Genomic DNA, 22486 nt, shown 5'->3' on the forward strand with positions numbered 1-22486 from the left:
ATGTCCCACGTCCCTCCGAAATCGACTCGCCCCTCGCGGCTGACGCCACTGGCTGCCCTGCCTGTTTTCATGTCTTTAAGCGGCGCGCGCGCCATCGTCGCCGGTGAGGGTGAGGCCGCAGTATGGAAGGCGGAAATGTTGGCGGCTGCCGGTGCTGATGTAGAGGTGTATGCCCCTGCGCCGTGCGAGGAACTCAATGCAATGGCTGCAAAGCCCCCTGCGGGAAGCGTCGTCGTCGTTCGCCGCGAATGGTGTCCGGCCGACCTTGTGCGATCAAAGATCGCTATCGGCAGCCTGGAAGGCGCAGAGGCGAAGGCCTTCGTGGCAGCTGCCCGCGCACAGGGTGTCCCAGTCAACATCATCGACGCCCCGCACCTTTCCGATTTCAGCTTCGGGACCATCGTCAATCGTGCCCCCGTGACGATTGCCATCGGCACGGACGGCACAGCGCCAGTTCTAGCTCAGGCTATCCGGACTAAGATCGAGGCATTGCTTCATCCTTGTCTCGGGGCGTGGGCCGAAGCAGGCCGCGGCTTGCGCGAGCACATAAAGTCGCGCTTGCCGATGGGGGCGGCACGGCGCGCGTTGTGGCAGCGTTTCGCAGTCACTGCCTTAACAGCGCGCGCCGCGCCGGGCACTGGCGAGGTTGAAGAACTCCTGGCAAAGAGCCCGCCGACTCGCCGCGGACTCGTTACTCTTGTTGGTGCGGGCCCGGGAGATCCGGAGCTTCTGACCCTTAAGGGCATGCGAGCCCTTCAGTCGGCGGACATCATCCTTTACGACCGGCTCGTCAGCCCAGAAATTCTGGAACTCGCTCGTCGTGAAGCACGGCGCATGCTGGTCGGCAAAGCTGGCGGTGGAGATCATTGCAGCCAGCAGGATATCAATGCGCTGATGGTTCGTCTGGCCCAGAGCGGCAAGCAGGTCGTGCGCCTCAAGGGCGGAGATCCGATGGTCTTCGGGCGGGCTGCGGAAGAACTCGACGCGTGCCGCAGGGCTGGTGTTTCGGTCGAGGTGGTGCCGGGTATCACCGCTGCGCTCGGTGCCGCCGCGGCACTTCAGATGCCTCTCACCGATCGCGCCCACACGGGACGCGTGCAATTCGCCACCGGACATTCTCAGGCGGGCTCAGTTCCCGATCATGATTGGGCAACGTTTGCGGATCCATCCGTCACAAACGTCTTCTACATGGGAGCTCGCAAGTTCGGTGAAATTCTACCGCACTTGATTGGCGCAGGCCTCAGCCCGCAAACCACCGCGGTTGCAATCACGGCGGCAACGACGCCACGGCAACGCTCCGTGCACTGCGCGATCCACGAACTTCCGGAACGTCTTGCTGAGTTCGACACTTCGCAACCATGCCTTATTCTCGTCGGTGGGAGTATGGCGCGGAGTGCAGAGGCCGTTTCAAGCAGGCTTAGCGACCTCGATCATTTGGCGTGCGGCCGTTAGCTCGTTTCACAGATCCGTTATACGGGGTGGAACTTTCTGGTTGCTCACACATTTAAAGTCTCAGGTTACGCAGGGACTTTAGGAAATGATCACGAGCACATTTATCGCCATCATCGGCGCGTTGCTGACCGGCGCGTTTGCTGCGGTCTGCCTCACCCTTATCGATCTTCGTCCATCGCGCAAAGAAACTGCGCGACGGGAACGCTTCTAAAATAGCTCCTGTCTGGGTAGGACTTATCATTCCCACCGTTCCACGCCAGTATTGAGGAGTGGGCGAGCGAGGTTACTCAGACGACATTCCCATGTTTGCGGCCGGTGATTTCGCCGGCCGTTTTCTTTTTGGGGAACTGTGATTGTCATTAAACGTCCTTCGGTTATGCGATGACCGCATAGCACCCCGGGTGATTTTGCATCGCAGCATTCCCAATGCTTTGAAATCAAATAGAATATCGGAATAGCCGTGTTTCACCGCGTTCGCATAGGCGATCTTTTTGTTCGCGCTTGCGAAGGACACTCCCTATGTTACGGCCAACACGAACTAAGGGGTGAAAACCATGAGCAAATATTCTGAAATCAAATTGGATGATCCTCCCACCGCTCAGCAGATCGACGCACTCGTTCGTTGGGCTCGCCGGGAGCGTTCCGTCGAGGTACGCCGGCTCTTCAAACAGTCAGGTAAGTGGCTCGCCTCACGGTTCTCTGGCTTGGCGTCTCACGGCACACCTCGCCAGGTTCACTAAAGGCATCTCTTAGCCTTTCTCTTCTTGGAGGAGGCTGGGCCATCGACCTCAGATCCTTAGGGATGTCCGTCGAGCGCCCAGCCTCCTCTTTGTCGTTTTAGGACCTTCAAACGATCGCAGGATTGCAGGCCGCTCCTCCACTCAACGGGAATTTTACTATGTCGCTGAGAAATGCCGATATCCGACATCTCTACGTTGCCGAGGCGCTGACGCTCTGATCTGGTAGAATATACTTCGCTCTCATTGCTACGCGCGGGTACGCTTCCGCATCTTCCGAGGTCTACCATGAACTTTGACCTGTCCTCTCTGTTCTGGGTCTTTCTAGCAGTCATGGTTCTGCAGCCTCTGCTCATGGCAGCATGGCTGACCCAGAAGCGAGCGCAGGCCATACGTGCTATCGAGAAAGAGCGCGGCACGCGGGTCATCACGATGATCCACCGCCAAGAGAAGCGAAGCTTCTTCGGCGTTTCCGTTTCCCGACACATCGATTTGGAAGACGCGCAGACCATCATCGCCGCCATCATGGAAACGCCCGATGACGTTCCGATTGATCTGGTGCTGCATACCCCCGGTGGTCTTGTCCTCGCGGCCATGCAAATTGCGCGAGCTGTTGAAGCGCACCCGGCAAAGGTTACCGTCTATGTCCCTGTTTACGCTATGTCCGGCGGAACGCTGATCGCGTTGGCCGCCGATGAAATCGTGATGGGCGAGTTCTCGATGCTCGGCCCGATCGATCCGCAAATCTTCGGATTGCCGGCTGCAGGTATCGTGAAGGCGCGCGATATGAAGCCCGTCGCGCGTGTCATGGACCTCACGCTGGTCCTTGCCGAGGTCAGTGAGAAGGCGATCGCCCAGGTCAAACAGGGTGCTGTCGAATTGCTTACGCCACGTCTTGATCACGCGTCAGCGGAAGCGCTCGCCGACAAGCTGGCTGGCGGTCATTGGACGCACGACTACGCGCTGACGGCGCGCGAAGCCAGCGCCCTTGGTTTGCCTGTGAAAGTCGGCATGCCGATCGAGATCATGGAGCTGATGAAATACTACCCGCAGCCGGTTCAGCAATCAGGCGTGGAGTTTCTTCCCGTCGACATCCCGCGACCGCGGCGCAGCTAGGGGTGCTGTTCCTTGGAACGTGAGTCCCAAGGTTTGCGTCGGGGGATCTTACCTGATGCCAAGGGATCTGCTTCCATGGACCATCGCAATTCTTGCTGAGCTTATAAGTTCAGAAGACTGGAGGATGTGGCGTGGACGCTCATGTACGAGAGTTAGCCCAGAGGCTCATGAAGACTGGGTTTGATGACCTTGATGAACGCGATCGCCGCGTCATTCGCAGAATTGCCGAGCGCGTCCACATCACCAAGAACATCAACAGGGAGTTCGGCGATACGCGCACATTTGGACAGCGTCTCGCGGATCAAGTAGCGGAATTCGGGGGCTCGTGGCTTTTTATCATTATCAGCCTAGTCTTCTTAGCGTTCTGGACGTTTGGAAACACGCTGGCCCTCGGGTCACACGCCTTCGATCCTTACCCCTACATTTTTCTGAATCTGCTTCTTTCGATGCTCGCAGCTTTGCAGGCGCCGATCATCATGATGTCTCAGAACAGGCAAGCGGCGAAAGATCGGCTGGCCGCAGCCAACGACTACGAGGTCAACCTCAAAGCCGAACTTGAAATCACGGGGCTACACGAGAAACTCGATGATATCCGGACGGCTCAGCTCAAAGAGCTCCTGAAAACGCAAGAGGAGCAGATCGCCATCCTGGCGCGCATGGTTGCGAAGCTTGACGCATGACGTTTTGGTCGGGTTGCCTGCCGCCGGCGGTGGGAGGCCGGAGGTTTGTCCACTCGCCGACGGCAGCCCCGCTGCACCTCTTATGATGCTGGGAGAACGGTGACGTCGCGAATTGCGCCGTCTACACCTGAGATTTCACCGACCTTGGTGGCCTTACCGCTATCGAGCGCAACCGTATAAAGCGTGTTGTCGGCAACCAGCCAAGCGGTGTTTGTGCCGTCCGCCGTGGTATGGACGTCGAACGCGTATGTTTTCGCGGCGTCGATGCCGAGCTTGCCGATAGCTTTCAGCGTGCCATCGTTTGGCTTAGTCTGCTGAATAAGGGCTACAATCGTCGCATCGATGTCGTACATCTTGGTCGCTTCCGGCTTACCGTGGGAGTTCGTGTAAGCGGCAGCGACGATGGCAGGCTTCTCGCCGGCATGCATATCATCGGACTCGAATGCCAAGCTGCCGTCTTTGACGGTCTTGCCGGTTTCGACATCCGCCCGGAGGTTCGTTCCATCGGTGCCCATGAAACGCAATTTGTCGGCCTTGGGGTTGAAGTCGACGATCGCTTCTGTGCCCTCCGGGATCATGGCTGAAAGCTTTGCACCTTTGGTCGCCTTGCCGGTCTCCGTATCGATCGTGAGCACATCGCCATCCGAATTGATGGCGTAAAGCATTTTGTTCGATGGCCGCACATCGATACCCAGAAGCTTCCCGACACCTTCCACTTTCATGGTTTTGGTGGCCGCCGGCTTGCTCCCGTCAATCATAACAAGGGTATTATCCCCGACGAGACCGACAGCCATCTGGGCGTGTGCCGCCGTCGCTGTCACGGCAACGCTTAGACTTGCGGCAAACAAAGCTTTCGCAAACTTCATGTTGTAACTCCCTGGTGATTCCAAAAATTGCGCGGTGCCGGCAGGCGATGGACGGTGCCACTTTTCGCAAGGGGGATATGCGAATTCGCCGCCGGCATATGTGGAACACGCCAGGGAGTCCGCTTGGATGCAGGGGCTGTAAAATAATTTGGTAGTGTCTCGAGACACTACCAATAATTTTGCTTCGGTGAGAGATTGCATCCAAACTGCATGTCTCGGCGTAGTCATACCGAGATCAGCTCTTAGGAATTGAAGCGCGAGAAGGCGTAAGGAATGTTCGATTACGTCGAAGCTCTCGACGCCTGTTCCAGGGGTGACCGAGAGGCGTTGAAACGGCTCTATGACGTGGAGGCGGCTCGTCTCGTGAGCGTGGCGCAACGCATCGTGCGCCGCCAAGAGCTGGCCGAGGATATCGTGCACGACGCTTTCGTACAGATTTGGACGAAAGCGGGAAGCTTCGATCCCGAACTCGGATCGGCACGTGGCTGGATCTATACGATTGTTCGCAATCGGGCGCTCAATGCTGTCCGCGACGGCGGCCGGATTGACCTGATGGACCCCGCTACGCTTGCTGCCTTCACGGACCGGAGCGCCGTCATTGACGACGCTTTCGTGCAGCTGGACTCAAGCAGCCGATTGCGGCGCTGCCTTGAGGGAATGGAGCAAGAAAAGCGCGATAGCGTGCTTTTATCTTACGTCGCGGGATGTTCTCACGGCGAAATAGCCGGCGTCCTTGGTGTGCCTCTCGGCACAGCAAAGTCGTGGGTAAGGCGCGGGCTGACGGCGCTGAAGGACTGCATGTCATGACCAATTCAGCCAATGGATCATACGATATCGATGTTCTCGCGGGCGAATTCGTCCTCGGTGTGATGGACGACGGCGAGCGGCGTGAATTCGAGGCGCGCATAGCGACCGACCCTACCGTTCGCGCTGCAGTCGCGGCCGCACGAATGCGTTTTCTCGAACTTGATCTCGCGGCTCCCGAAGCATCCGTGTCCCCGTCGCTCTGGGACCGAATTGTTCAGACGATCGATAGCGGAGAGGACAACGTCGTGGGGCTCAAAGAGGCCCGGGCGCGACGGAAGCCAGCTGAGGTCTCCGCTCTGTCGCGTCAATCGCGGTCATCATTCTGGAAAGGTTTCGCGGCCGCAGGTGTCGCTGCGTGTTTGATCGCGGTCGCCGCATGGCAATTCATGGCACCCATGCAGCCGAAGCTGATTGTCGTATTGCTCGACTCAAAAGCGCAACCAGTTTCCATTGTCGAAGCGTTAGATAATCAGCGTATCCGCATCCTGCCCCTCGGGCCGATAGACATCCCGTCCGGCAAAACGCTTGAGGTCTGGACGCTTCCAGATAAGGACACTGGCCCCGTTTCAATGGGACTGCTGAACCGTCTGGGAGACGTTGTTCTGAAGGGGCCAGCGCTTCCCGAACCAAAAGCAGATCAGCTCTATGAGATCACCATTGAGCCTGAAGGTGGATCTCCAACCGGCAAACCCACCGGGCCAATTGTCGGCAAAGGTTTCGCACGGGTTCCGCACATTTGAGGTGCCGACAACGCTGTTTCCATTTTAGATTGACGGAAAAGAAAATACGCGCCCGACTTGCGAGCGCGTATCTTGTTCGATGGAGAGACGCTTATGCGACGTCTCTTATGATCGGCTATTGCGGGCCCTGTTAGTTGAAAATATGGACCTGCATCTTCCACGTTCCGTCGTTCTGTTTTTCGTGAACCGTTACGATAGAGCCCTCAGCGGCTTTGCGCTTGCCACCTTCGTCAGCCGGGCCCATCGCCTGCCAACGGCCAGTTTGAACACGCAAGTTTCCCGACTCAGTCACTTTAAGCGTTTCAATTTTGTGATCGGTATAGCCCCCACCAATGACGCCCGCGAAGAACTTTTCAATTCCTTCCGCGCCGTTGACTGGGGATTGTCCGGGGGGAAGCACCTGAGCGTCTTCGGCGTAAAGCTTCGCGACGGCCGCGGCGTCTCCGCTATTAAAGGCCGCGTCCCACTTCGAGTTTCCGGCTTTGATCATAGAAGACAGATCGTCTGCAAACGTTGATCCTGAGAACGCCAGGCCAGCGACTAGCGCGACGGCGAAAGCCCCGCGACGGAGAGCGGACGAGCCCAGCGTCATCGTTGAGTTGATCATTATTGCGTTCCCTTTGCTCGTTTCATCATGATCCGAATGATGTCGTCCGGATCGGCCTTCTGCCGCACACAACGTGCCTTGGCGATCTGATTGCTAGATGCCATGCCGATCCACGCGGCTATCTAGTATCCGTGTCGTGCCTCGTAGGCTTTGAGATGGCAATAGATGACGCGCAGAACCGGGCTATCGAGACCCGCGGCATCAGCGCGCGCCAACAAGTCGCCTATGATCTGATCGGCTTCGATGCGCGATCCATGCTCGATGTCGCGGAACATGGATGCTGTCATCGGCGAGCCCTTCTCTGTAACGAGAGAGCGCGTAGCCTCTAACGCCGCTGGGCGTGGTTCGTAGCCCGCCGCCTTCGCGACACTACGGCATTCCTCAACAAGGCTTAGTGCAAACTCTGCACCGCCCGGCGCCGCGTTGATTTCACCCACCGAGGCGCGCATTAGGCATGTGCTGCCGGCAAGTGAAGCCAGGATCACCCACTTCTCCCACATCTCCAGCATGATCTTGCTGCTGGCACGAACAGCGAAGCCCGCATCGCGGAGCGTGGCAGTGATCTCTTCAACGCGTTTCGTCGTATTGCCGTCGACTTCGCCGAAGGTGAGATGGTTCTTGGTATTGAGATGATGGATGGTTCCGACTTCATCGAGCGTCGTCGAAATCACGCACTGACCACCGAGGACGGCACCCTGACCGAAACGTTCCTGCAAAACCGAAATGTGCCGCATTCCATTGAGCAACGGGAGGATCGCTGTTTGCGGGCCGACACCGGCTGAGAACCCAGAAATGGCGGATTCGAGGTCATAAGCCTTGCAGCTCAAAATGATGAGATCGAACGGCTCGTTCAGCTCTTGCGACTGCACCATCGGCGGCACACCCAACGCAGCATCGCCTAGCGGGCTCCTAATGTTCAGACCTGTTTCCTTCAAAGCGGCAGCACGTCCGGGGCGCACCAGAAACGTGACGTCGCGCCCCGCTTCGAGCAATTTGCCTCCGAAGTAGCCGCCGACAGCGCCCGCTCCAACGATCAAAATGCGCATGATCAGTTCCTCTCCTCGCACACACAGGTCTTATTAAGCGCTCGGCCCGTTGCTTGGCGAACCGGCAATATCCTTTGCTATCCCCTTACGCATGTGAGCTATGCATTGCCATGCGTTACTTCGTACACACCTTGCTATTACGGTGTGCGGGCATGCGGCAAATGTCGGGGTTTTGGCGCCATCTCTCAGGTCCTAGATATTGCCCCGCATATCAGGCACGCCGTTCTTCTGACGACGTGTGACACGGGAGTTCGCAATCTTGGATCAAGACCACCGCCTTTATTTCGAGGACATTTCTGTCGGCCAGAAATTCTCAACGGGTTCTCACTCATTAGATGAAGCTCAGATCATCTCGTTCGCCAAGCAATTTGATCCGCAGCCGTTTCACGTCGATCCAGACGCCGCGCAAGATTCGTTGTTCAAAGGGCTGGCGGCAAGCGGGTGGCATACGGCGGCGATCACAATGCGTCTTCTTGTCGAAAGCGGAATTCCTCTCGCAGGGGGCATGATCGGATCGGAAGCGAACGTCAAATGGCCAAGACCGACGCGCGCCGGCGACGTTCTTACAGCCCATGGCGAAGTTGTTGATGTGCGCCCCTCGAAATCGCGCCCGGATCGCGGTTGGATCTCAATCCGCACGGAAACGCGCAATCAACACGGAGATGTGCTTCAGATCTTCACTTCGATGATGGTGGTGCCACGCCGGAAGTCGTGATGGTGGTGCGCGGCGCGCTTGCGAGCAAAGCTCGCAGCGTCGCCACGACGCGCGTTGCCGGACCACCGCGACCGCCACACTGAATGTTGATCCGGGCCCCCTCAAACACCAAAAACACCTCGTCGGCCAAAACCTCTGGCGCTGAATACCCGGCCTGTCTGAACAGATTAACGAGGTGATCGCGTTTGCGGGCTTTATAAGCCTCGATAATGGAACGCCCCTCGTGAACTGGCGGCAACTCAACGGCGGCATTGGCCAGCGCGCAGCCGCGTTCATCCATGCTGCTCACGATTTGTTCAACGTACGCCAGCCAACCTTCCAGCTGCTTATTCGCATCATCAGCATATTCCGTCGCCAAGGCGTCCCACACGGCGTCGCCTTCGCTTGAAAGGCTTCTCAGATACTCTGCGATGACGTGGTCCTTCGACTTGAAGTGCCTGTAAAACGTCATTTTATTCGTTTCAGCCGCTTCCACGATCGCATCGACGCTGACGGCATTAATGCCTAGTCGGTAAAATAGGTCACGGACAGCCAAGATGATCCGTTCCCGCGGAGGTGGACGTGTGGCTTCGGCACTCGATCTCGAAATGTTCAGCTCTAGACCTATTGCATCTTGAAAATGTTACGGTTAAGTAACCTGCCGCAGCAGGTGTTACTAGTCAGTACCGCTTAACATGAGTCCTTCGTCTTAGACACCCCGTTTTCTCGCACTGCAACAAATAGCTGTCGCTGGAGCTGCCGGGGAACGCGCTAAATTTAGTGATCGAATTTTTTTGTTTCTGGAGAATCCCATGTCGGTTGGAAACTTGGGGCGCGTCCTCGTCGCATTCTCAGCTCTCGGTTCCCTTCTCGCAGCATGCGGTGACAGTGGGCTGAAAGCGCAAGGGAAGTCGTCTCCGCCACCGCCGCCTCAGGTGACCGTCTCTAAGCCTCTCAAGAAGCTCGTCGCCGATCACGACGAGTATGTCGGGCGGTTTGTGGCTGTCGATTTTGTCGAAATCCGTGCGCGGGTCTCCGGCTATCTGGACGCTATCCATTTCGAGGACGGGCAGATTGTCCGGAAGGGCGATCCACTGTTCACCATCGATCCGCGAACCTTCCAAGCGGTTCTTGATCAGCAACGCGCGTCGTTAGTGCAGGCGGAGGCCAATCTGGAATTCGCAAAGTCCAACCTGAAGCGCGCCAAGAGACTCGTGGAAGGAACGACGATTACGCAGCAGACGCTGGACGAGCGGATCCAAGGCGAGCGTGCCGCGGAAGCAACCGTGGTGGCGCAGAAAGCCGCTATTCGTCAAGCGGAACTGGACCTCGAATTCACCAACCTGAAATCCCCGGTTTCCGGTCGTATCGGTGACCGGCGGGTGTCCGTTGGCAATCTCGTCAGTGGCGGTACGTCCGGCAATACGACGCTGCTGGCCACGATCGCGTCAGTTGATCCGATCCGCTTCGAATTCACGCTCGATGAGGCGTCGTATCTTCGCTATCTGCGGCACGCGGAAAAGGGCTCTGATCCGAAGAGCCGCGAATTAAACTTCAGCGTGCGGCTTAAGCTGATCGACGAAGACAACTATACACACGAAGGCACGATGAACTTCGTGGACAATGTCATTGAACGCTCGTCTGGCACTATCCGGGCCCGCGCAGACTTTCCCAATCCCGATGGCAAACTGACGCCAGGCATGTTCGGCCGCATTGAATTGGCAGCGCGTGAACCTGCGGAAGCTTTGCTGGTGCCGGATACCTCTATCGGTACGGAGCAAGTCCGCAAATACGTCATGGCGGTCGACAAGGAGAATGTCGCACATCCCAAGTACGTGAAGCTTGGCGCGCTGATCGACGACATGAGAGTGATTACAGAGGGCCTGTCCCCCGAAGATCGGATCATCGTCAAAGGGCTGATGCGTGTACGCCCAGGCTCCAAGGTTACACCGCAAGAGGCATCGCAAGCTTCTGCCTCCGCACAGGACGCAACCGTAAACTAACAGGCGCTTCGCATGCGGCTTTCACACTTCTTCATCGAACGACCGATCTTTGCATCGGTCGTTTCGATTGTTTTCATCATTCTTGGTGCTGTTTCGGTCGGGCGTCTGCCCATCGCACAATATCCAGAAATCGCGCCGCCGGTCATTACCGTGACTGGTCAGTATCCCGGTGCCAGTGCAGAAGTGGTGGCCTCGACGGTCGTCGCGCCTCTTGAGCAGCAGATCAATGGCGTCGAACACATGCTGTACGTGTCGTCAAACTCGACGGCCGACGGCAAGTTCACGATCTCTGTGACGTTCGATCTAGGCACGGATCTAGATACGGCTCAGGTTCAAGTGCAAAACCGTGTAGCCACGGCGACTCCACGTCTTCCTTCCGACGTGCGAAACATTGGCGTGACCGTCAACAAGGCGTCGCCCGACTTGATGATGGTGATCCACCTCTACTCACCTGATCAGTCGCGTGATGGTCTCTTCATCTCTAATTATGCGAGCATCAGCATTACCGATGTGCTGAGCCGCATTCAAGGCGTCGGGTCCGTTGTGGTCTTCGGCGGCCGCGACTACTCGATGCGCGTCTGGCTTGACCCTGACCGTCTTCAGACTTTGGCGCTGACGGCCGGCGACGTGATTTCGGCATTGCAACGGCAGAACGTGCAGGTCGCGGCGGGTGTCCTGAACCAGCCGCCGATCAAAGAGCAACAAGCCTTCCAGATCTCGGTGCAGACGCTCGGCCGTCTCGCGGACCCCGAGGCATTCGGAAATATTGTCGTCAAGCAGAGTGAAGACGCGGTTGTGCGCGTGAAGGATGTCGCCCGCGTTGAACTGGCGGCGCTCGACTACGGCGTGAACTCGTATCTCGATTCTGATCCGGCAGTCGGTCTCGGTATTTTCCAGCGGCCTGGCTCAAACGCGCTCGAGACATCTGAAACGCTCATCGCGACGATGGACGAGTTGGCGAAAAGTTTTCCGCCCGGCCTGAAACACACCATCATCTATAACCCGACCGAATTCATTCAGCAGTCCGTCGACGCCGTCGTCATGACGATCATCGAAGCGGTGATCCTCGTTGTGCTCGTCGTGGTGCTGTTCCTGCAGACTTGGCGGGCTGCCATCATCCCGATTGTGGCTATCCCAATCTCGCTGATCGGCACGTTCTTTTTCATGGATCTGTTCGGCTTCTCGCTGAATAACCTGTCGCTGTTCGGTCTGGTTCTGGCCATCGGCATCGTCGTCGATGACGCCATCGTCGTGGTCGAGAACGTTGAACGCAATATGGCCGCAGGCATGAGCCCGCGCGAAGCCTCCCATAAAACCATGGATGAAGTCGGCACAGCGCTTGTTGCTATTGCGCTCGTGCTCTCGGCCGTGTTTGTGCCATCCGCCTTCATCACAGGTATCTCTGGGCAATTCTACCGACAGTTCGCGCTGACCATTGCGGGCGCGACGATCATCTCCCTGGTCGTCTCTCTAACGCTATCGCCTGCCCTTTGCGCGATGCTTTTGAAGCCGCACGCGCATAATGCGCGGCCGCCATTCTTTATGTGGCCGGTGCATGCATTCTTCCGCCTGTTCAACTGGAGCTTCGACAAGCTGTCGTCGGGTTATGCGTGGATGGTCGGCCGGTTTGTACGGATATCGGCTCTCATGCTGATCGTTTACGCGGGTGTGATCGCGTTCGGCCTCAACGAATTCCGACAGGCGCCTGTGGGCTTCATTCCACAGGTCGATGCTGGCTATCTGATCACCGTCACCCAGTTGCCGCCAGCAGCCTCGCTGGCACGTACGGACGCCGTCAACCGGAGGGCTGCCGAACTTGCCCTCGAGGTGCCTGGCGTGGCGCATGCGGTGAACATCGTTGGCTTCTCCGGCGCGACGCGCACGAACGCCTCCAACGCTGGGGCCGTATTCGTTACCTTAGAACCGTTTGAAGAACGCGCTAAGGATCCAAACAAATCGGCAGCAGCAATCCAAGCGGCACTATTTCAGAAGTTCTCGGTCATTCAAGAAGCCATGGTTCTTGTGGTGCAGCCGCCGCCTGTGCGCGGTATCGGTAATGCGGGTGGCTTCCGCATGATGATCCAGGATCGTGGTGGGAACGGGCCTGCTGCGCTCCAAGGAGTCGTTGGGAACATGATGGTCAAAGCTGCACAGACACCCGGTCTGCAGCAAGTGTTCTCTTTGTTCGAGACATCGACACCGCAACTTTATCTCAATATCGACCGGACCAAGGCGCAACTACTCGGCGTCAACGTCTCTGACGTTTTCAGCTCGCTTCAGGCCTATCTGGGCTCGGCGTACGTCAATGACTTCAACCTTCTCGGTCGCACCTTCCGCGTGACGGCACAAGCCGACAGCTCGTACCGCCTCAGCCCCGAGGACGTTTTGAAGATCCGTGTGCGTAACGACAGGGGCGACACCGTTCCGCTGGGGTCTTTCACCACCGTTTCCGACATCTCGGGGCCGTCACGTGTGCCGCGATATAATCTGTTCCCAGCGGCGGAGCTCGATGGATCGGCGGCTCCGGGGTATTCGCAAGGGCAAGCGCTCGACATCATGGCGAAACTAGCGGCCGAAACGCTACCTCCGGGCTTCAGCTATGAATGGACGGATCTCGCCTACCAGCAGATCAAGGCCGGTGACACTGCCGTATTCGCGTTCGCGCTTGGCGTTGTGTTTGTCTTCCTTGTGTTGGCCGCTCAGTTCGAGAGCCTGACACTTCCGCTCGCCGTCATCCTTATCGTGCCCATGAGTCTTATCGCCTCGATCGTAGGTGTCGTCATGCGTGGGCAGGACAACAACATTCTCACTCAGGTCGGTTTTATCGTGTTGATCGGTCTGGCGGCCAAGAACGCGATTCTCATCGTCGAATTCGCCGCTCAGCTGGAACAACGAGGCGAAGATCGCTTTACGGCCGCGAAGGAAGCGGCACGACTGCGCATGCGTCCGATCGTCATGACCTCGCTCGCGTTCATCCTCGGTGTGGTTCCGTTGGTGTGGGCCACCGGTGCCGGTGCGGAGCTCCGGCAGGCGCTCGGTACGGCCGTCTTCTCCGGAATGATCGGCGTAACCGTGTTTGGCCTGATTTTCACACCAGTCTTCTATGTCGTCTGCCGGTGGCTGGGCAAAGCTGCGCAACGCAAAAAAACAGCGGAAGAGAATCCCGTCGCTGCAGAATAAAAAAAGCTTCCGGATTCATCCGGAAGCTCTCTTTCCCAGACTGTGATGAAGGGGAGGCCGACCCCCTATAAGATCTCCCCCGGCGCCAGCCTCCCGACAGGGCTCACCTGCCCGGCCTCACGTTCAGGATTGCCCATTTTCGTGTTTATATCAAACGAGTAAGCCTTTTGGCTCTCATAAGATGTTCTGATACCCGCGTGGGTTGCTGATATTCTCTTTGCTGATAGCGCTCAAGGCCGTGAAGACCGAAGGCTCATGATATAAGCGACCACGTCATTACGGTCCTTCTCGGGCAATACAAAGTTGGGCATCTTTTTATGCGACGTCTGCAATGCCACAACCAAAGCGCGACCTGTCATACCTGACATATTCGCAATTTCCAGGAAGCCCGGCGCCTCAAAATCAGGAACAATCTTGCTATGCCGCTCGACCTCGTGGCACTCGGCGCAATTCGCTCTCACATACTGTAGTCCGGCTTTGGCATCTCCTGGCTCTTCAGCCGATGCGGATACGAGTGAGACCATTGAACAAACGACAAAACCCACCACTAAGCGATGCATGACGATCCTTCCGTCTTTCACTGGCAATGAGATTGGGCTGCCTATTCACCTAATTAATTGTCTCTTGCGGAGGTGTTTTCTTCCTGCGCGGCGCGGATTGCAATCCTGCTCCCATTTTCCATAGAAAAATATGGGCAATCTGGGCTCGCTGTTCACAATACAGCTGTTCTAACACGGAATCTGCGCTCAGAACACGCGGACTGAAAAATGTCTCCGCAAAACAATTCAATTCAGCGCGTCTCTTGCCGCGCAAAAACTCTAGTTTTTAAAGTGTGCCGTCGCGAGCAGCGGTAAAAAGCGCAAAAAGCGAGTGCGCGACATTTCATTGTCGTCAACTCGCACATGCTTTGCATCCAGCTTGAACACGCGGCCGATGATCATACGATTGCGAATTTGCTGTCCAAGCGGGAACCTATCCAAACCGTTTGCATCCAATCATTTATATCCATTCGAATATACCGGAGGTTTCAGGGTGGCTCTGACGCAAGTTGAGACGTACGACGGATCTACGGAATCTGAACTCATCCAACGCGCCGTGCAGAAGGATGAGGCTGCCGTTCGCGCAATAATTCAAGCTAACAACCGTCGTCTTTACCGAGTTGCAAGAAGCATCGTGGGCGATGATGGCGAGGCTGAGGATGTCCTGCTGGAAAGCTATCTACGCGCATTCTCCCGGCTCGCCAATTTCCGAGGAGATTCGAGCCTTGCCACTTGGCTCACACGGATCGTTCTCAATGAAGCTTTGCAGCGGCTACGACGTCGGACCACGCCTACTGTCGCCGACGTCACCCAATCACGCGGCCCGATCGCGCAAGTCCTTCCGTTCCCGCACTCTGGAACGAATCCCGCTGACCCCGAACGTATCACAGCCCAAAGGGAGCTTTGCGTATTGCTGGAGCGCGCTGTCGATACGCTGCCGGTCGATTTTCGTTCCGTTCTCGTTGCTCGTGTTATTGAGGATATGAGCATAGAAGAAACTGCCGAGTTTTTGGGACTCCGGCCTGAAACGGTGAAAACCCGTTTGCATCGCGCCAGGAGAATGCTCAAAGCGGCTCTCGCCGATCATATCGGTCCGCTTTTCAGTGACATCTTTCCCTTCGCCGGCAAGCGCTGTGAGCGTGTCATGGAGAGGGTCGTCGCGAAACTAAATCTTACCTCCTGATTGTTGGGAACCTCCGCTGCGCGCTGACATCCAATTCAGTGTGAAGAAGGAGTGGCCGTTCGCGGCCCGACAACACGGAGGTCATTATAAGATGCATGCGTCTCTATCGGGCGGCGTGGCCGCCGCCATCCTGATGGCAACGGCAACGGTATCCGCTTCTGCTGCAGACAAGCCGTCTGATGCCCAGATCGCCCATATCGCCTACGTCGCAGGCGATATCGATGTGAAGGCTGCAAAGCTGGCTTTAAAAAAATCCAAGAATGAATCCGTGCGCGCTTTCGCCGACAACATGGTGCGCGATCATACGGCTGTGAACGAAAAAGCCTTGGCGCTGGTCAAGAAGCTCAACGTTACACCTGAAGACAACGAGACGAGCAAAAGCCTCGTCAAGCAAGCTGAACAGAAGCGGGCCGAACTCTCAAAACTTTCAGGCGCAGCCTTCGACAGAGCTTACGTCGATAACGAGGTCACGTTCCACGGAACGGTCAACGGCGCGCTCGAAACGACACTCATTCCCTCCGCCAGCAATGCTGAACTCAAGAGCCTGCTACGGACGGGGCTCAAGGTTTTCTTGGGCCATAAACATCATGCTGAGCAGCTCGCCGATAAGCTCAATTAGCAGGTCTAGGATGCGGGTCATCATACATGGTTGGGCAGTAGTCATTCTGCTGCAAATCGCGGGCGCCGGAATGGCGCTCGCAGGCCAGCTCGTCCAAGTCAAAATCAGCAACCTTGCCTTTCAACCTGCCGAAATCAGCGTTCAGGTTGGCGACACAGTCGAGTGGGCCAATGACGACTTCATTGAGCATACCGCCACTGCAAACAATGGCGGTTGGGATGTCATCCTAGGTGTTGGGCACGTCGGGCGGGTTCAATTCGATCAACCAGGCACATTCGACTATTTCTGCGCCTATCACCCCAACATGACTGGCTCGATTCACGTCTCGGCCAACTAGTCAGAAACCCCTTAAAATCAGGAGCATAATCGTGGATGCACTGGTGCACCCTTTTGCCGACTGTTCTCGATTGCCAACCTCACGCGAAACTGAGAGAGCCGCGGCCGAAACGGCGTTTCGAGCCATTATTCGCTGGGCTGGTGATGATCCTGATCGGCCCGGCCTGATCGAAACCCCTGCACGTCTGGCGCGTGCGTTCGAGCAGTACTTCGCAGGCTACTCTCAGGATCCGGGACAGATCCTGCAAAAAACGTTCAAAGAAATAGATGGATACGATGAAATGATTGTGTTGCGTGGCATACGGTTTGAGAGCCACTGCGAACACCATTTGGCTCCGATCGTCGGCAAAGCTTGGGTAGCCTATGTGCCCGAAGGCCGCGTCGTTGGCATCAGCAAGCTCGCGAGAGTCGTAGACGCCTACGCGCGGCGTCTGCAGATTCAGGAAAGAATGACGGTGCAGATCGCCAATACGATCAGCGAGGTCCTTCAACCCCGAGGCGTCGGCGTCATTATCAAGGCGACGCATCATTGCATGACAACGCGGGGAGTACACAAGCCGGACTCAGACTTGATCACCAGCCGGATGCTCGGCTGTTTCCGAGACAATTCACTTCTCCGACAGGAATTTGTCGCACTCGTCGATTGACGGAGAACAAGAAGCCTCTCTCTTGCCGTCACAAGACGCACTTTCTGTCTGCGGCAAGCGGAGAGTTTTTCTCCTGCAGAAACGAAGGAAAAGCTAGTCCGCATTACCGGACCAGCTTTCCCACTAGGCTTCAGTATGGCTCGGGGGAACCAAGTAGTTGCCTAGAACCCTGATCTTAGAACTTGATGCGTGCACCAGCCGTCACGACGTCAAGATCATCGAACGAGTTGGCGGGATCATTGTCGTCAACTTCGACGTGACGGTAGCCGAGGTAGAGTTCCATTGCCGCCGCATCGATCTTCTGCACGATACCTGCGCCGATGATTTCAGCTTCCGACGTCAGGCCGAGCGTGCCGCGGAAGTTGTCGTTCTCGTGCATCTGGTATTCGCCATAGAGCGCTGTCTTACCGAGCGAGAAGAACTTCTGCGAGATACCAGCGCGGACACCCCACCAGGTGTTCTCTTCGTTGGCAGCACCCAAAGTTTCGATGTTGTCGAACTCACGACGCGCAGCGCCGGCAGTGACGAACAAGCCGGTTGGCGTGTGAATAAGAGATGCCGAACCGGTTACGATCTCTGCTTCCTGACACTCGCCGCCTTGCGCAGGAGATTCGCAAACGTTGTCGTTGCTGAGGCTACCCGTGCCGTCCGTGAACTGGCCATACGCAACAGCAGCAGCAAACTTGAACGCTCCTGCTTCCGTAGCGTAGCGCAGGGCGACGTCCCAAGCATCATCTTCGCCCCAGGCTGCCGACGCAACAAAGCCACCAATGGTCGGCGTATCATAGCGTACGCGATTGCCGCGGTTGTATTCGTAGCTGCCGCCACGTGTGTAGTCGTCGTAATCGCCCTGACCGCCGGCCGACATGATCGAGCGCGGGTCGATCTTTTCGCCGAACTTGAGGTCGTCGAACTGAGCGATGACGTTCGTGCCGGAGAGGTCTACGTGCGAAGCGCCGTCAGAAGCGAAGCTGCCCTGACCGACGGTTACCTGACCGTATGTCTTCGATTTCAGATACCATTCGGCTTTACGCAGGTTGATCTGCTGTGGGCCGTCGTCGTTGTTTTCATCAACTTCGTTAGAAGCTGCAAGCTGCGTCTCGATTTCAATCTTGAAGCCAGCAGACCAATCCGGCGAGATCTTCGCTTTACCCTTGAAGCCAAAGCGCGTCGAAGAAATGTCGTTGTCGACAACGTAGGCGTTGCTTTCCTTACCGTTGTCCCAGAACATCACGGCCGTATTGACTTGGCCGTAGATCTCGAGGCTGACCTTGCGGTTGCCCTTGCGTGCGGTCGTAGCTTCAAGCTCAGAAACACGCTCTTCAAGATCTGCGCAGCAGTCACCGCCCAAATCGGCAGCGAACGCATTCGACGTTACAGCAGCGGTGCTCAGCAACAGCGCCGCGCCAAATACACGAAAACTCATCATATCCCCCAGAGTGAAGACTTCATTCCCGACGGAAACCGCCGCGTCCGACGAAGCGCCGCTAAAGACACGTCGGCGCGACCTCGAGGGGGACCATAGTTTTCGAAGCTCGCAATTCGCTGTCAGTTACGTGGCAAACAAAACACAACGGAGTTTCAAGAAAGATACACAAAAGTGTTTCATAAGTGCTTGTAGCGACGTCCTAAACGGCGCGGCCTTCTGCTGCCCTTCGCGCTTCCCTAACATAGTCATGATGCGGACAATCACTCTCAGCGATGCGTATTCTTCATATTCAGGATTTCGGTCCGCTGGCTTTCCAAACAGCTGCGTTACTGAAGACGATGGTTGTCTCTGTCGATTCCGTTGGCTCTATCGCCTGTGCCGCGGATGCTCTGGAAGCCAACAAGTACGATCTCACAATCTGGGATGTCGATGCCGTCTCTCCAGAAGCCATAGACAAACTTCCGGACTTACGCGCACGCTCTCCTAAAACCCAGGTTCTCATCTGCGGAAGCAATGAAACGATCCAGATCGTTGTGGCTGCCATAGAGAAGGGTGCTGATGACTTTATTCTACGCCCTGTGCGTCCCGATGAATTGCGCATTCGAATTCAACAGGCATCTGCGCGCGCGCCAGATCTATCCAATGGAAGAGAGTCTTCTGAATTTGGTCCGCTTCGCATTGATATCACGCAGGGTGACGTATCCGTGGACGGAGTACCGCTCAATCTTACGCCGCGCGAACGCAGCGTTCTTCACGTCCTCATGAGAGCTCGAGGAAATGTCGTCAGCAAGGATCAAATTGCAGCGCGTGTATTTTCGCTGAATGAAGATGCCGGCCCACAATCCATCGAAACATATGTTCATCGCCTCAGGCGGAAGGTTGACCATCCCGCCTTTACGATCGAGACACTTCGAGGTCTCGGCTATCGGCTCACTGCAACAAACAAAGCGTAACGGCTCGCAGCTTGCCACGAACCGTCACGCGGCAGCTCACTGGGTCGATGTTGGATGCTGTTTCATGCAGTCTCTGCGGAAATCCTGACGCGCTTTGCCATGCAGGCCTTTAGCGTCTGCTTTCTTTGAGCAAGTAATGGAAGCCTCACTGCGCTCCTTTTTGACCATTGCAGTCTTTGAACCGTTCTTGGTCGGGCTCGTTGCAGACGATGACTTAGAGTCTGTACCGCTCGCGGCGTGGGCATGACCTGACAATGCGATAGGCGTGCCAACGGCGACCAGCAGAGCGAGCGCTGCAGACGCGAACAACGTTTTCATGGGAAACCTCGAAATATCGAAGATGCTACATGCCACGGCTCATGGCCGCGGCAACGAGCAAACGTGGACCACGGGCAAAAGTTGCCTATACTTTTTCGTGAAGTCATCGCGCAGCGCGGTGCAGACGAACGAGCACTTCCACGGCGGCACTTGCCTTGAACCCTAGGCTCCCCACATGTGATCTGTGAATTTTGGGAGGTTTACCAATGAAAGCCGAAGAGCGTGATCTCATCTTGGGTCTTTTCGATCGTATCGCCGCGACGTCGCCCCAGGAAAACGACCGTGAAGCGGAGCAGTTGATACGCGACGAAATAGCTCGCAACCCCAACGCCGCTTATGTTCTGGTCCAGAGCGTCCTCGTCCAGGAGGAAGCGCTGAAACGTGCCGATGAGCGCATTAAGCAACTCGAAAACGCGCGCGTTCAAGCAACGGCCGAAGCCAGTTCGCGCAGCTTTCTCGGAACCGCCCCACCCCTTGACGGTGGCTCAGTACCCACCGCGGGGAGACGCCAATCTATTGACGCTGATCGCGTTCGCGCGGGCTCAGATGATGCGCGACGTCAAAGCTCCGGCTGGTCATCGGGAAGCTTTTTGAGCAACGCCCTCTCGACCGCGGGTGGCGTGGCCGGCGGCATGCTTCTGGCTGATAGCATCCGAGGCCTTTTTGGCGGCAGCAGTGACAGTGGAGGCCTGTTCGGCAAGCCTGCAGAAGCCAGCACGCCAACGACTGGGAGCAATAACGAACACGATAACAAGATGGCCGCCGACGACGCGATCCAGGATGCCGATTATGATTCGGAATATGACTGGGACGACGGAGACGCGTTCGACATCTAATTCGTCCAATATGGTAGCATCACGGGACGGCGGGCCCTTGGGGGGGATGGGAGATCGCCCGCCGTCTCGCGCGCGGCGCAACTATTGCCCGCGGGGAACCGATAGCGGCATGGATATATTGATCATGCCCATGTTTCCTTCCAATCGGTTTTTTGCGTCAAATTCGTGCAACCACTCGACTTGCGTGCTGACAGGAATTTTTCCGACGGTGAAGCTATACGTGAGGATGGGGCCAAGTGCTGTGACCCTGCCTTCAAACGGACCAAACCTGGCCCCCGAACCACTATCGCCGGTTAATTGCTGGTAATGATATCCAGCAAGCCCAAAAGTAAATGTCTTTGAAAAGTGTTGGATTAAAGCCCACTCAACATGAAATTCCGTACCCGTTTTATAGTCGGTATCTGGGTTTTCGCCATTAAACGTGAAGCCGGCGGCAACAGACACTTCGTGGCCCAGCTTGGGATCGAGCCACGTTATAGCACCGGTCGTATCTAGCCCCCAGCGATTGAATGATATGTTGGATATGCTGTCACTCTCCCACGGCCCAATCGGGACGTTAAGGAGCGCTCCCACGGTCCAATGCCAGTTGCCTTCATGCCAGCCGATCAGCGCGTTGAGAACCGGGTCTCCAAATTTCGTCGTGCTGTCGTCAATCTCCAAACTGCGATTGGCATTAATGACGGTGCCGTTCGGAAGTGTCACTTGAGCAAAAGCGTCGATTCCAACGTCCACAGATTTGTGGCCGACGGGGGCCATAATGCCGAAGCCGACGTTGCCGCCAAATACCTTTTCAGGTGCAATCCAAAGAGCGACGGGCAAGTTAATATAGGCGTTGGCGTCAACCGTCACGTCTGCTTGAGCGGCGAGAAGCGCGCCTGTCTCTCTAAGGGCGATACCACGGGCTGCCGCCCCGCTGGCGTCGCCAGAGTAAAGATAGTTCATGTCGATCATATACGTACCGGGCGGAGGAACGAACCCCGCCATCGCCGTCTTGCTGCCGAGGAGGTAAAAGCCCGTAGCATTCTCTGCGGCCAAAACATCCTGGCATGCGGCCGTTATTCCCAGCCCCAGTACGGCCAGAGATAGCGCTCCCCTTCGCATTAACTTTTGCTCCCCGAATCTTATTCGGCGTTGTGGCCCAATGCGCGCAGTTCGATTGATCGCGTTAAAACTTGCAAGCTTACAGACGTTCACTTCCCGCAGGCCACGTATTGGCCAAGGAAGGAAAAACTGAGTCCTTAAGACGTTTACTCAAATAATCTGCACGCACACAAAAGCAGCCATCCGCCACCGAACAGTGAGAAACATAATACCCCAAATTTAATCTTTTTATTGTGCCTCCTTGGCAATATCCACCGCATATTTAACCGAATTAATCTCCAATCATTTCCAGTCTGAGCCTTATTCGGACGACAGAAAGTTCATTGACTTCCACTGCCTTACGCCTGATAATTCATGCATTGCGATAAAGCAGACGGGACCTGGCAGCTACCCTATCCAGTTGAGTCTGGAGAACGGGAAATGCGTGTGTTTTGGTGGTCATGCCGTCTGGCCGATACATTTAATTTCGGTCAATTTCGAAAACTCTATTTCATTACGCGCAGGCGATTTGAGCCACGCGAGCATTTCTCCGATTGCGCGGAGTTACCATCATGACAGTGGCAACTCGTGGCAGCGGAATTTCGGTTCAAAATCCAA

25 protein-coding genes are annotated in these 22486 nt (G+C 56.4%); 16 read left to right on the forward strand and 9 right to left on the reverse strand.

Going from position 1 to position 22486, the window contains the following annotated elements; translation table 11 throughout:
- The 5 genes from cysG (at position 1) to BLS30_RS03570 (ending at position 3985) form a co-directional block, all read left to right on the forward strand.
- Positions 1 to 1452 carry a siroheme synthase CysG gene (gene cysG, locus BLS30_RS03555; protein WP_090226639.1) on the forward strand — a complete coding sequence of 484 codons (1452 nt, stop codon included), beginning with the start codon at positions 1 to 3 and terminating at the stop codon, positions 1450 to 1452.
- Between the two features lie 85 nt (positions 1453 to 1537).
- Entirely contained in the window at positions 1538 to 1663 is a 126-nt protein-coding gene (locus tag BLS30_RS18390; protein ID WP_280140608.1) for a hypothetical protein, read from the forward strand.
- A 343-nt stretch (positions 1664 to 2006) separates the two neighbouring features.
- A complete protein-coding gene (locus BLS30_RS03560; protein ID WP_046477534.1) occupies positions 2007 to 2192 on the forward strand; it encodes an RSP_7527 family protein in 186 nt (61 codons plus the stop codon).
- 285 nt (positions 2193 to 2477) lie between these two features.
- Positions 2478 to 3305, forward strand: a complete 828-nt coding sequence (locus BLS30_RS03565) for an SDH family Clp fold serine proteinase (protein ID WP_046477532.1) — start codon at positions 2478 to 2480, stop codon at positions 3303 to 3305.
- Positions 3306 to 3436: 131 nt separating this feature from the next.
- The gene (locus tag BLS30_RS03570; RefSeq protein WP_244512351.1) at positions 3437 to 3985 is read left to right on the forward strand and encodes a DUF1003 domain-containing protein; all 549 of its coding nucleotides are present in this window, start codon (positions 3437 to 3439) and stop codon (positions 3983 to 3985) included.
- Between the two features lie 80 nt (positions 3986 to 4065).
- Here the strand turns inward: BLS30_RS03570 and BLS30_RS03575 are convergent, their stop codons facing one another.
- On the reverse strand, positions 4066 to 4851 hold the full coding sequence (locus BLS30_RS03575; RefSeq protein ID WP_090227374.1) for a DUF4394 domain-containing protein: 786 nt from the start codon (positions 4849 to 4851) through the stop codon (positions 4066 to 4068).
- Between the two features lie 273 nt (positions 4852 to 5124).
- Here BLS30_RS03575 and BLS30_RS03580 point away from each other — a divergent pair, with 273 nt between their 5' ends.
- Positions 5125 to 5658, forward strand: a complete 534-nt coding sequence (locus BLS30_RS03580; RefSeq protein WP_090227377.1) for a sigma-70 family RNA polymerase sigma factor — start codon at positions 5125 to 5127, stop codon at positions 5656 to 5658.
- Entirely contained in the window at positions 5655 to 6398 is a 744-nt protein-coding gene (locus tag BLS30_RS03585) for an anti-sigma factor (RefSeq protein ID WP_170832402.1), read from the forward strand. The genes BLS30_RS03580 and BLS30_RS03585 overlap by 4 nt, the downstream gene beginning before the upstream one ends.
- Positions 6399 to 6528: 130 nt before the next feature.
- On the opposite strand, the gene BLS30_RS03590 is transcribed toward BLS30_RS03585, so the two are convergent.
- Both BLS30_RS03590 and panE read right to left on the reverse strand, forming a co-directional pair.
- Entirely contained in the window at positions 6529 to 7005 is a 477-nt protein-coding gene (locus BLS30_RS03590) for a YybH family protein (RefSeq protein ID WP_090226647.1), read from the reverse strand.
- A 122-nt stretch (positions 7006 to 7127) separates the two neighbouring features.
- Positions 7128 to 8051, reverse strand: coding sequence for a 2-dehydropantoate 2-reductase (panE, locus tag BLS30_RS03595; protein ID WP_090226649.1), 924 nt, complete (start codon positions 8049 to 8051; stop codon positions 7128 to 7130).
- 259 nt (positions 8052 to 8310) lie between these two features.
- On the opposite strand from panE, the gene BLS30_RS03600 reads away from it, so the two are divergent.
- Complete coding sequence (locus BLS30_RS03600; RefSeq protein WP_244465031.1) at positions 8311 to 8766, forward strand: MaoC family dehydratase; 456 nt, start codon at positions 8311 to 8313, stop codon at positions 8764 to 8766.
- Here BLS30_RS03600 and BLS30_RS03605 read toward each other — a convergent pair.
- The gene (locus BLS30_RS03605; RefSeq protein ID WP_244465030.1) at positions 8729 to 9301 is read right to left on the reverse strand and encodes a TetR/AcrR family transcriptional regulator; all 573 of its coding nucleotides are present in this window, start codon (positions 9299 to 9301) and stop codon (positions 8729 to 8731) included. The genes BLS30_RS03600 and BLS30_RS03605 overlap by 38 nt on opposite strands.
- A 256-nt stretch (positions 9302 to 9557) precedes the next feature.
- On the opposite strand from BLS30_RS03605, the gene BLS30_RS03610 reads away from it, so the two are divergent.
- Both BLS30_RS03610 and BLS30_RS03615 read left to right on the forward strand, forming a co-directional pair.
- A complete protein-coding gene (locus tag BLS30_RS03610; RefSeq protein ID WP_090226655.1) occupies positions 9558 to 10748 on the forward strand; it encodes an efflux RND transporter periplasmic adaptor subunit in 1191 nt (396 codons plus the stop codon).
- 12 nt (positions 10749 to 10760) lie between these two features.
- Positions 10761 to 13928: an efflux RND transporter permease subunit gene (locus tag BLS30_RS03615; protein ID WP_090226658.1), complete on the forward strand. Its 3168-nt coding sequence runs from the start codon at positions 10761 to 10763 to the stop codon at positions 13926 to 13928.
- 230 nt (positions 13929 to 14158) lie between these two features.
- Here BLS30_RS03615 and BLS30_RS03620 read toward each other — a convergent pair whose 3' ends face one another.
- Positions 14159 to 14488, reverse strand: coding sequence for a c-type cytochrome (locus tag BLS30_RS03620; RefSeq protein ID WP_244512352.1), 330 nt, complete (start codon positions 14486 to 14488; stop codon positions 14159 to 14161).
- 258 nt (positions 14489 to 14746) lie between these two features.
- Positions 14747 to 14923, reverse strand: coding sequence for a hypothetical protein (locus BLS30_RS18095; RefSeq protein WP_162488587.1), 177 nt, complete (start codon positions 14921 to 14923; stop codon positions 14747 to 14749).
- Between the two features lie 37 nt (positions 14924 to 14960).
- Here BLS30_RS18095 and BLS30_RS03625 point away from each other — a divergent pair, with 37 nt between their 5' ends.
- The 4 genes from BLS30_RS03625 (at position 14961) to folE (ending at position 17252) form a co-directional block, all read left to right on the forward strand.
- On the forward strand, positions 14961 to 15650 hold the full coding sequence (locus tag BLS30_RS03625; protein WP_244512353.1) for an RNA polymerase sigma factor: 690 nt from the start codon (positions 14961 to 14963) through the stop codon (positions 15648 to 15650).
- Positions 15651 to 15783: 133 nt separating this feature from the next.
- Entirely contained in the window at positions 15784 to 16269 is a 486-nt protein-coding gene (locus BLS30_RS03630) for a DUF4142 domain-containing protein (RefSeq protein WP_425284145.1), read from the forward strand.
- 10 nt (positions 16270 to 16279) lie between these two features.
- On the forward strand, positions 16280 to 16606 hold the full coding sequence (locus BLS30_RS03635) for a cupredoxin domain-containing protein (RefSeq protein ID WP_046477513.1): 327 nt from the start codon (positions 16280 to 16282) through the stop codon (positions 16604 to 16606).
- A gap of 40 nt (positions 16607 to 16646) precedes the next feature.
- Positions 16647 to 17252, forward strand: coding sequence for a GTP cyclohydrolase I FolE (gene folE / locus BLS30_RS03640; RefSeq protein ID WP_425284146.1), 606 nt, complete (start codon positions 16647 to 16649; stop codon positions 17250 to 17252).
- A gap of 175 nt (positions 17253 to 17427) precedes the next feature.
- Here folE and BLS30_RS03645 read toward each other — a convergent pair whose 3' ends face one another.
- On the reverse strand, positions 17428 to 18678 hold the full coding sequence (locus BLS30_RS03645) for a porin (protein WP_139165284.1): 1251 nt from the start codon (positions 18676 to 18678) through the stop codon (positions 17428 to 17430).
- 275 nt (positions 18679 to 18953) lie between these two features.
- Here BLS30_RS03645 and BLS30_RS03650 point away from each other — a divergent pair, with 275 nt between their 5' ends.
- Complete coding sequence (locus BLS30_RS03650) at positions 18954 to 19634, forward strand: response regulator transcription factor (protein WP_046477510.1); 681 nt, start codon at positions 18954 to 18956, stop codon at positions 19632 to 19634.
- 36 nt (positions 19635 to 19670) lie between these two features.
- Here BLS30_RS03650 and BLS30_RS03655 read toward each other — a convergent pair whose 3' ends face one another.
- Positions 19671 to 19952, reverse strand: a complete 282-nt coding sequence (locus BLS30_RS03655; RefSeq protein ID WP_046477509.1) for a PsiF family protein — start codon at positions 19950 to 19952, stop codon at positions 19671 to 19673.
- Between the two features lie 206 nt (positions 19953 to 20158).
- Between BLS30_RS03655 and BLS30_RS03660 the strand changes: the two genes are divergently transcribed.
- Positions 20159 to 20788, forward strand: coding sequence for a DUF2076 domain-containing protein (locus BLS30_RS03660; RefSeq protein ID WP_046477507.1), 630 nt, complete (start codon positions 20159 to 20161; stop codon positions 20786 to 20788).
- Positions 20789 to 20869: 81 nt separating this feature from the next.
- Here BLS30_RS03660 and BLS30_RS03665 read toward each other — a convergent pair whose 3' ends face one another.
- Positions 20870 to 21889, reverse strand: a complete 1020-nt coding sequence (locus BLS30_RS03665) for a SphA family protein (RefSeq protein ID WP_046477505.1) — start codon at positions 21887 to 21889, stop codon at positions 20870 to 20872.
- Positions 21890 to 22486: the final 597 nt, after the last annotated feature.

The organism is Filomicrobium insigne (assembly GCF_900104305.1).
Taxonomy (GTDB): Bacteria; Pseudomonadota; Alphaproteobacteria; order Rhizobiales; family Hyphomicrobiaceae; genus Filomicrobium; species Filomicrobium insigne.

Excerpts from the sequence above, each read along its gene's own strand:
- cysG (WP_090226639.1), top strand. The coding sequence starts at position 1 with ATGTCCCACGTCCCTCCGAAATCGACTCGCCCCTCGCGGCTGACGCCA.
- BLS30_RS18390 (WP_280140608.1), top strand. The coding sequence starts at position 1,538 with ATGATCACGAGCACATTTATCGCCATCATCGGCGCGTTGCTGACCGGC.
- BLS30_RS03560 (WP_046477534.1), top strand. The coding sequence starts at position 2,007 with ATGAGCAAATATTCTGAAATCAAATTGGATGATCCTCCCACCGCTCAG.
- BLS30_RS03565 (WP_046477532.1), top strand. The coding sequence starts at position 2,478 with ATGAACTTTGACCTGTCCTCTCTGTTCTGGGTCTTTCTAGCAGTCATG.
- BLS30_RS03575 (WP_090227374.1), bottom strand. The coding sequence starts at position 4,851 with ATGAAGTTTGCGAAAGCTTTGTTTGCCGCAAGTCTAAGCGTTGCCGTG.
- BLS30_RS03580 (WP_090227377.1), top strand. The coding sequence starts at position 5,125 with ATGTTCGATTACGTCGAAGCTCTCGACGCCTGTTCCAGGGGTGACCGA.
- BLS30_RS03585 (WP_170832402.1), top strand. The coding sequence starts at position 5,655 with ATGACCAATTCAGCCAATGGATCATACGATATCGATGTTCTCGCGGGC.
- BLS30_RS03590 (WP_090226647.1), bottom strand. The coding sequence starts at position 7,005 with ATGATCAACTCAACGATGACGCTGGGCTCGTCCGCTCTCCGTCGCGGG.
- panE (WP_090226649.1), bottom strand. The coding sequence starts at position 8,051 with ATGCGCATTTTGATCGTTGGAGCGGGCGCTGTCGGCGGCTACTTCGGA.
- BLS30_RS03610 (WP_090226655.1), top strand. The coding sequence starts at position 9,558 with ATGTCGGTTGGAAACTTGGGGCGCGTCCTCGTCGCATTCTCAGCTCTC.
- BLS30_RS03615 (WP_090226658.1), top strand. The coding sequence starts at position 10,761 with ATGCGGCTTTCACACTTCTTCATCGAACGACCGATCTTTGCATCGGTC.
- BLS30_RS03620 (WP_244512352.1), bottom strand. The coding sequence starts at position 14,488 with ATGCATCGCTTAGTGGTGGGTTTTGTCGTTTGTTCAATGGTCTCACTC.
- BLS30_RS03630 (WP_425284145.1), top strand. The coding sequence starts at position 15,784 with ATGGCAACGGCAACGGTATCCGCTTCTGCTGCAGACAAGCCGTCTGAT.
- BLS30_RS03635 (WP_046477513.1), top strand. The coding sequence starts at position 16,280 with ATGCGGGTCATCATACATGGTTGGGCAGTAGTCATTCTGCTGCAAATC.
- BLS30_RS03645 (WP_139165284.1), bottom strand. The coding sequence starts at position 18,678 with ATGAGTTTTCGTGTATTTGGCGCGGCGCTGTTGCTGAGCACCGCTGCT.
- BLS30_RS03650 (WP_046477510.1), top strand. The coding sequence starts at position 18,954 with ATGCGTATTCTTCATATTCAGGATTTCGGTCCGCTGGCTTTCCAAACA.
- BLS30_RS03655 (WP_046477509.1), bottom strand. The coding sequence starts at position 19,952 with ATGAAAACGTTGTTCGCGTCTGCAGCGCTCGCTCTGCTGGTCGCCGTT.
- BLS30_RS03660 (WP_046477507.1), top strand. The coding sequence starts at position 20,159 with ATGAAAGCCGAAGAGCGTGATCTCATCTTGGGTCTTTTCGATCGTATC.
- BLS30_RS03665 (WP_046477505.1), bottom strand. The coding sequence starts at position 21,889 with ATGCGAAGGGGAGCGCTATCTCTGGCCGTACTGGGGCTGGGAATAACG.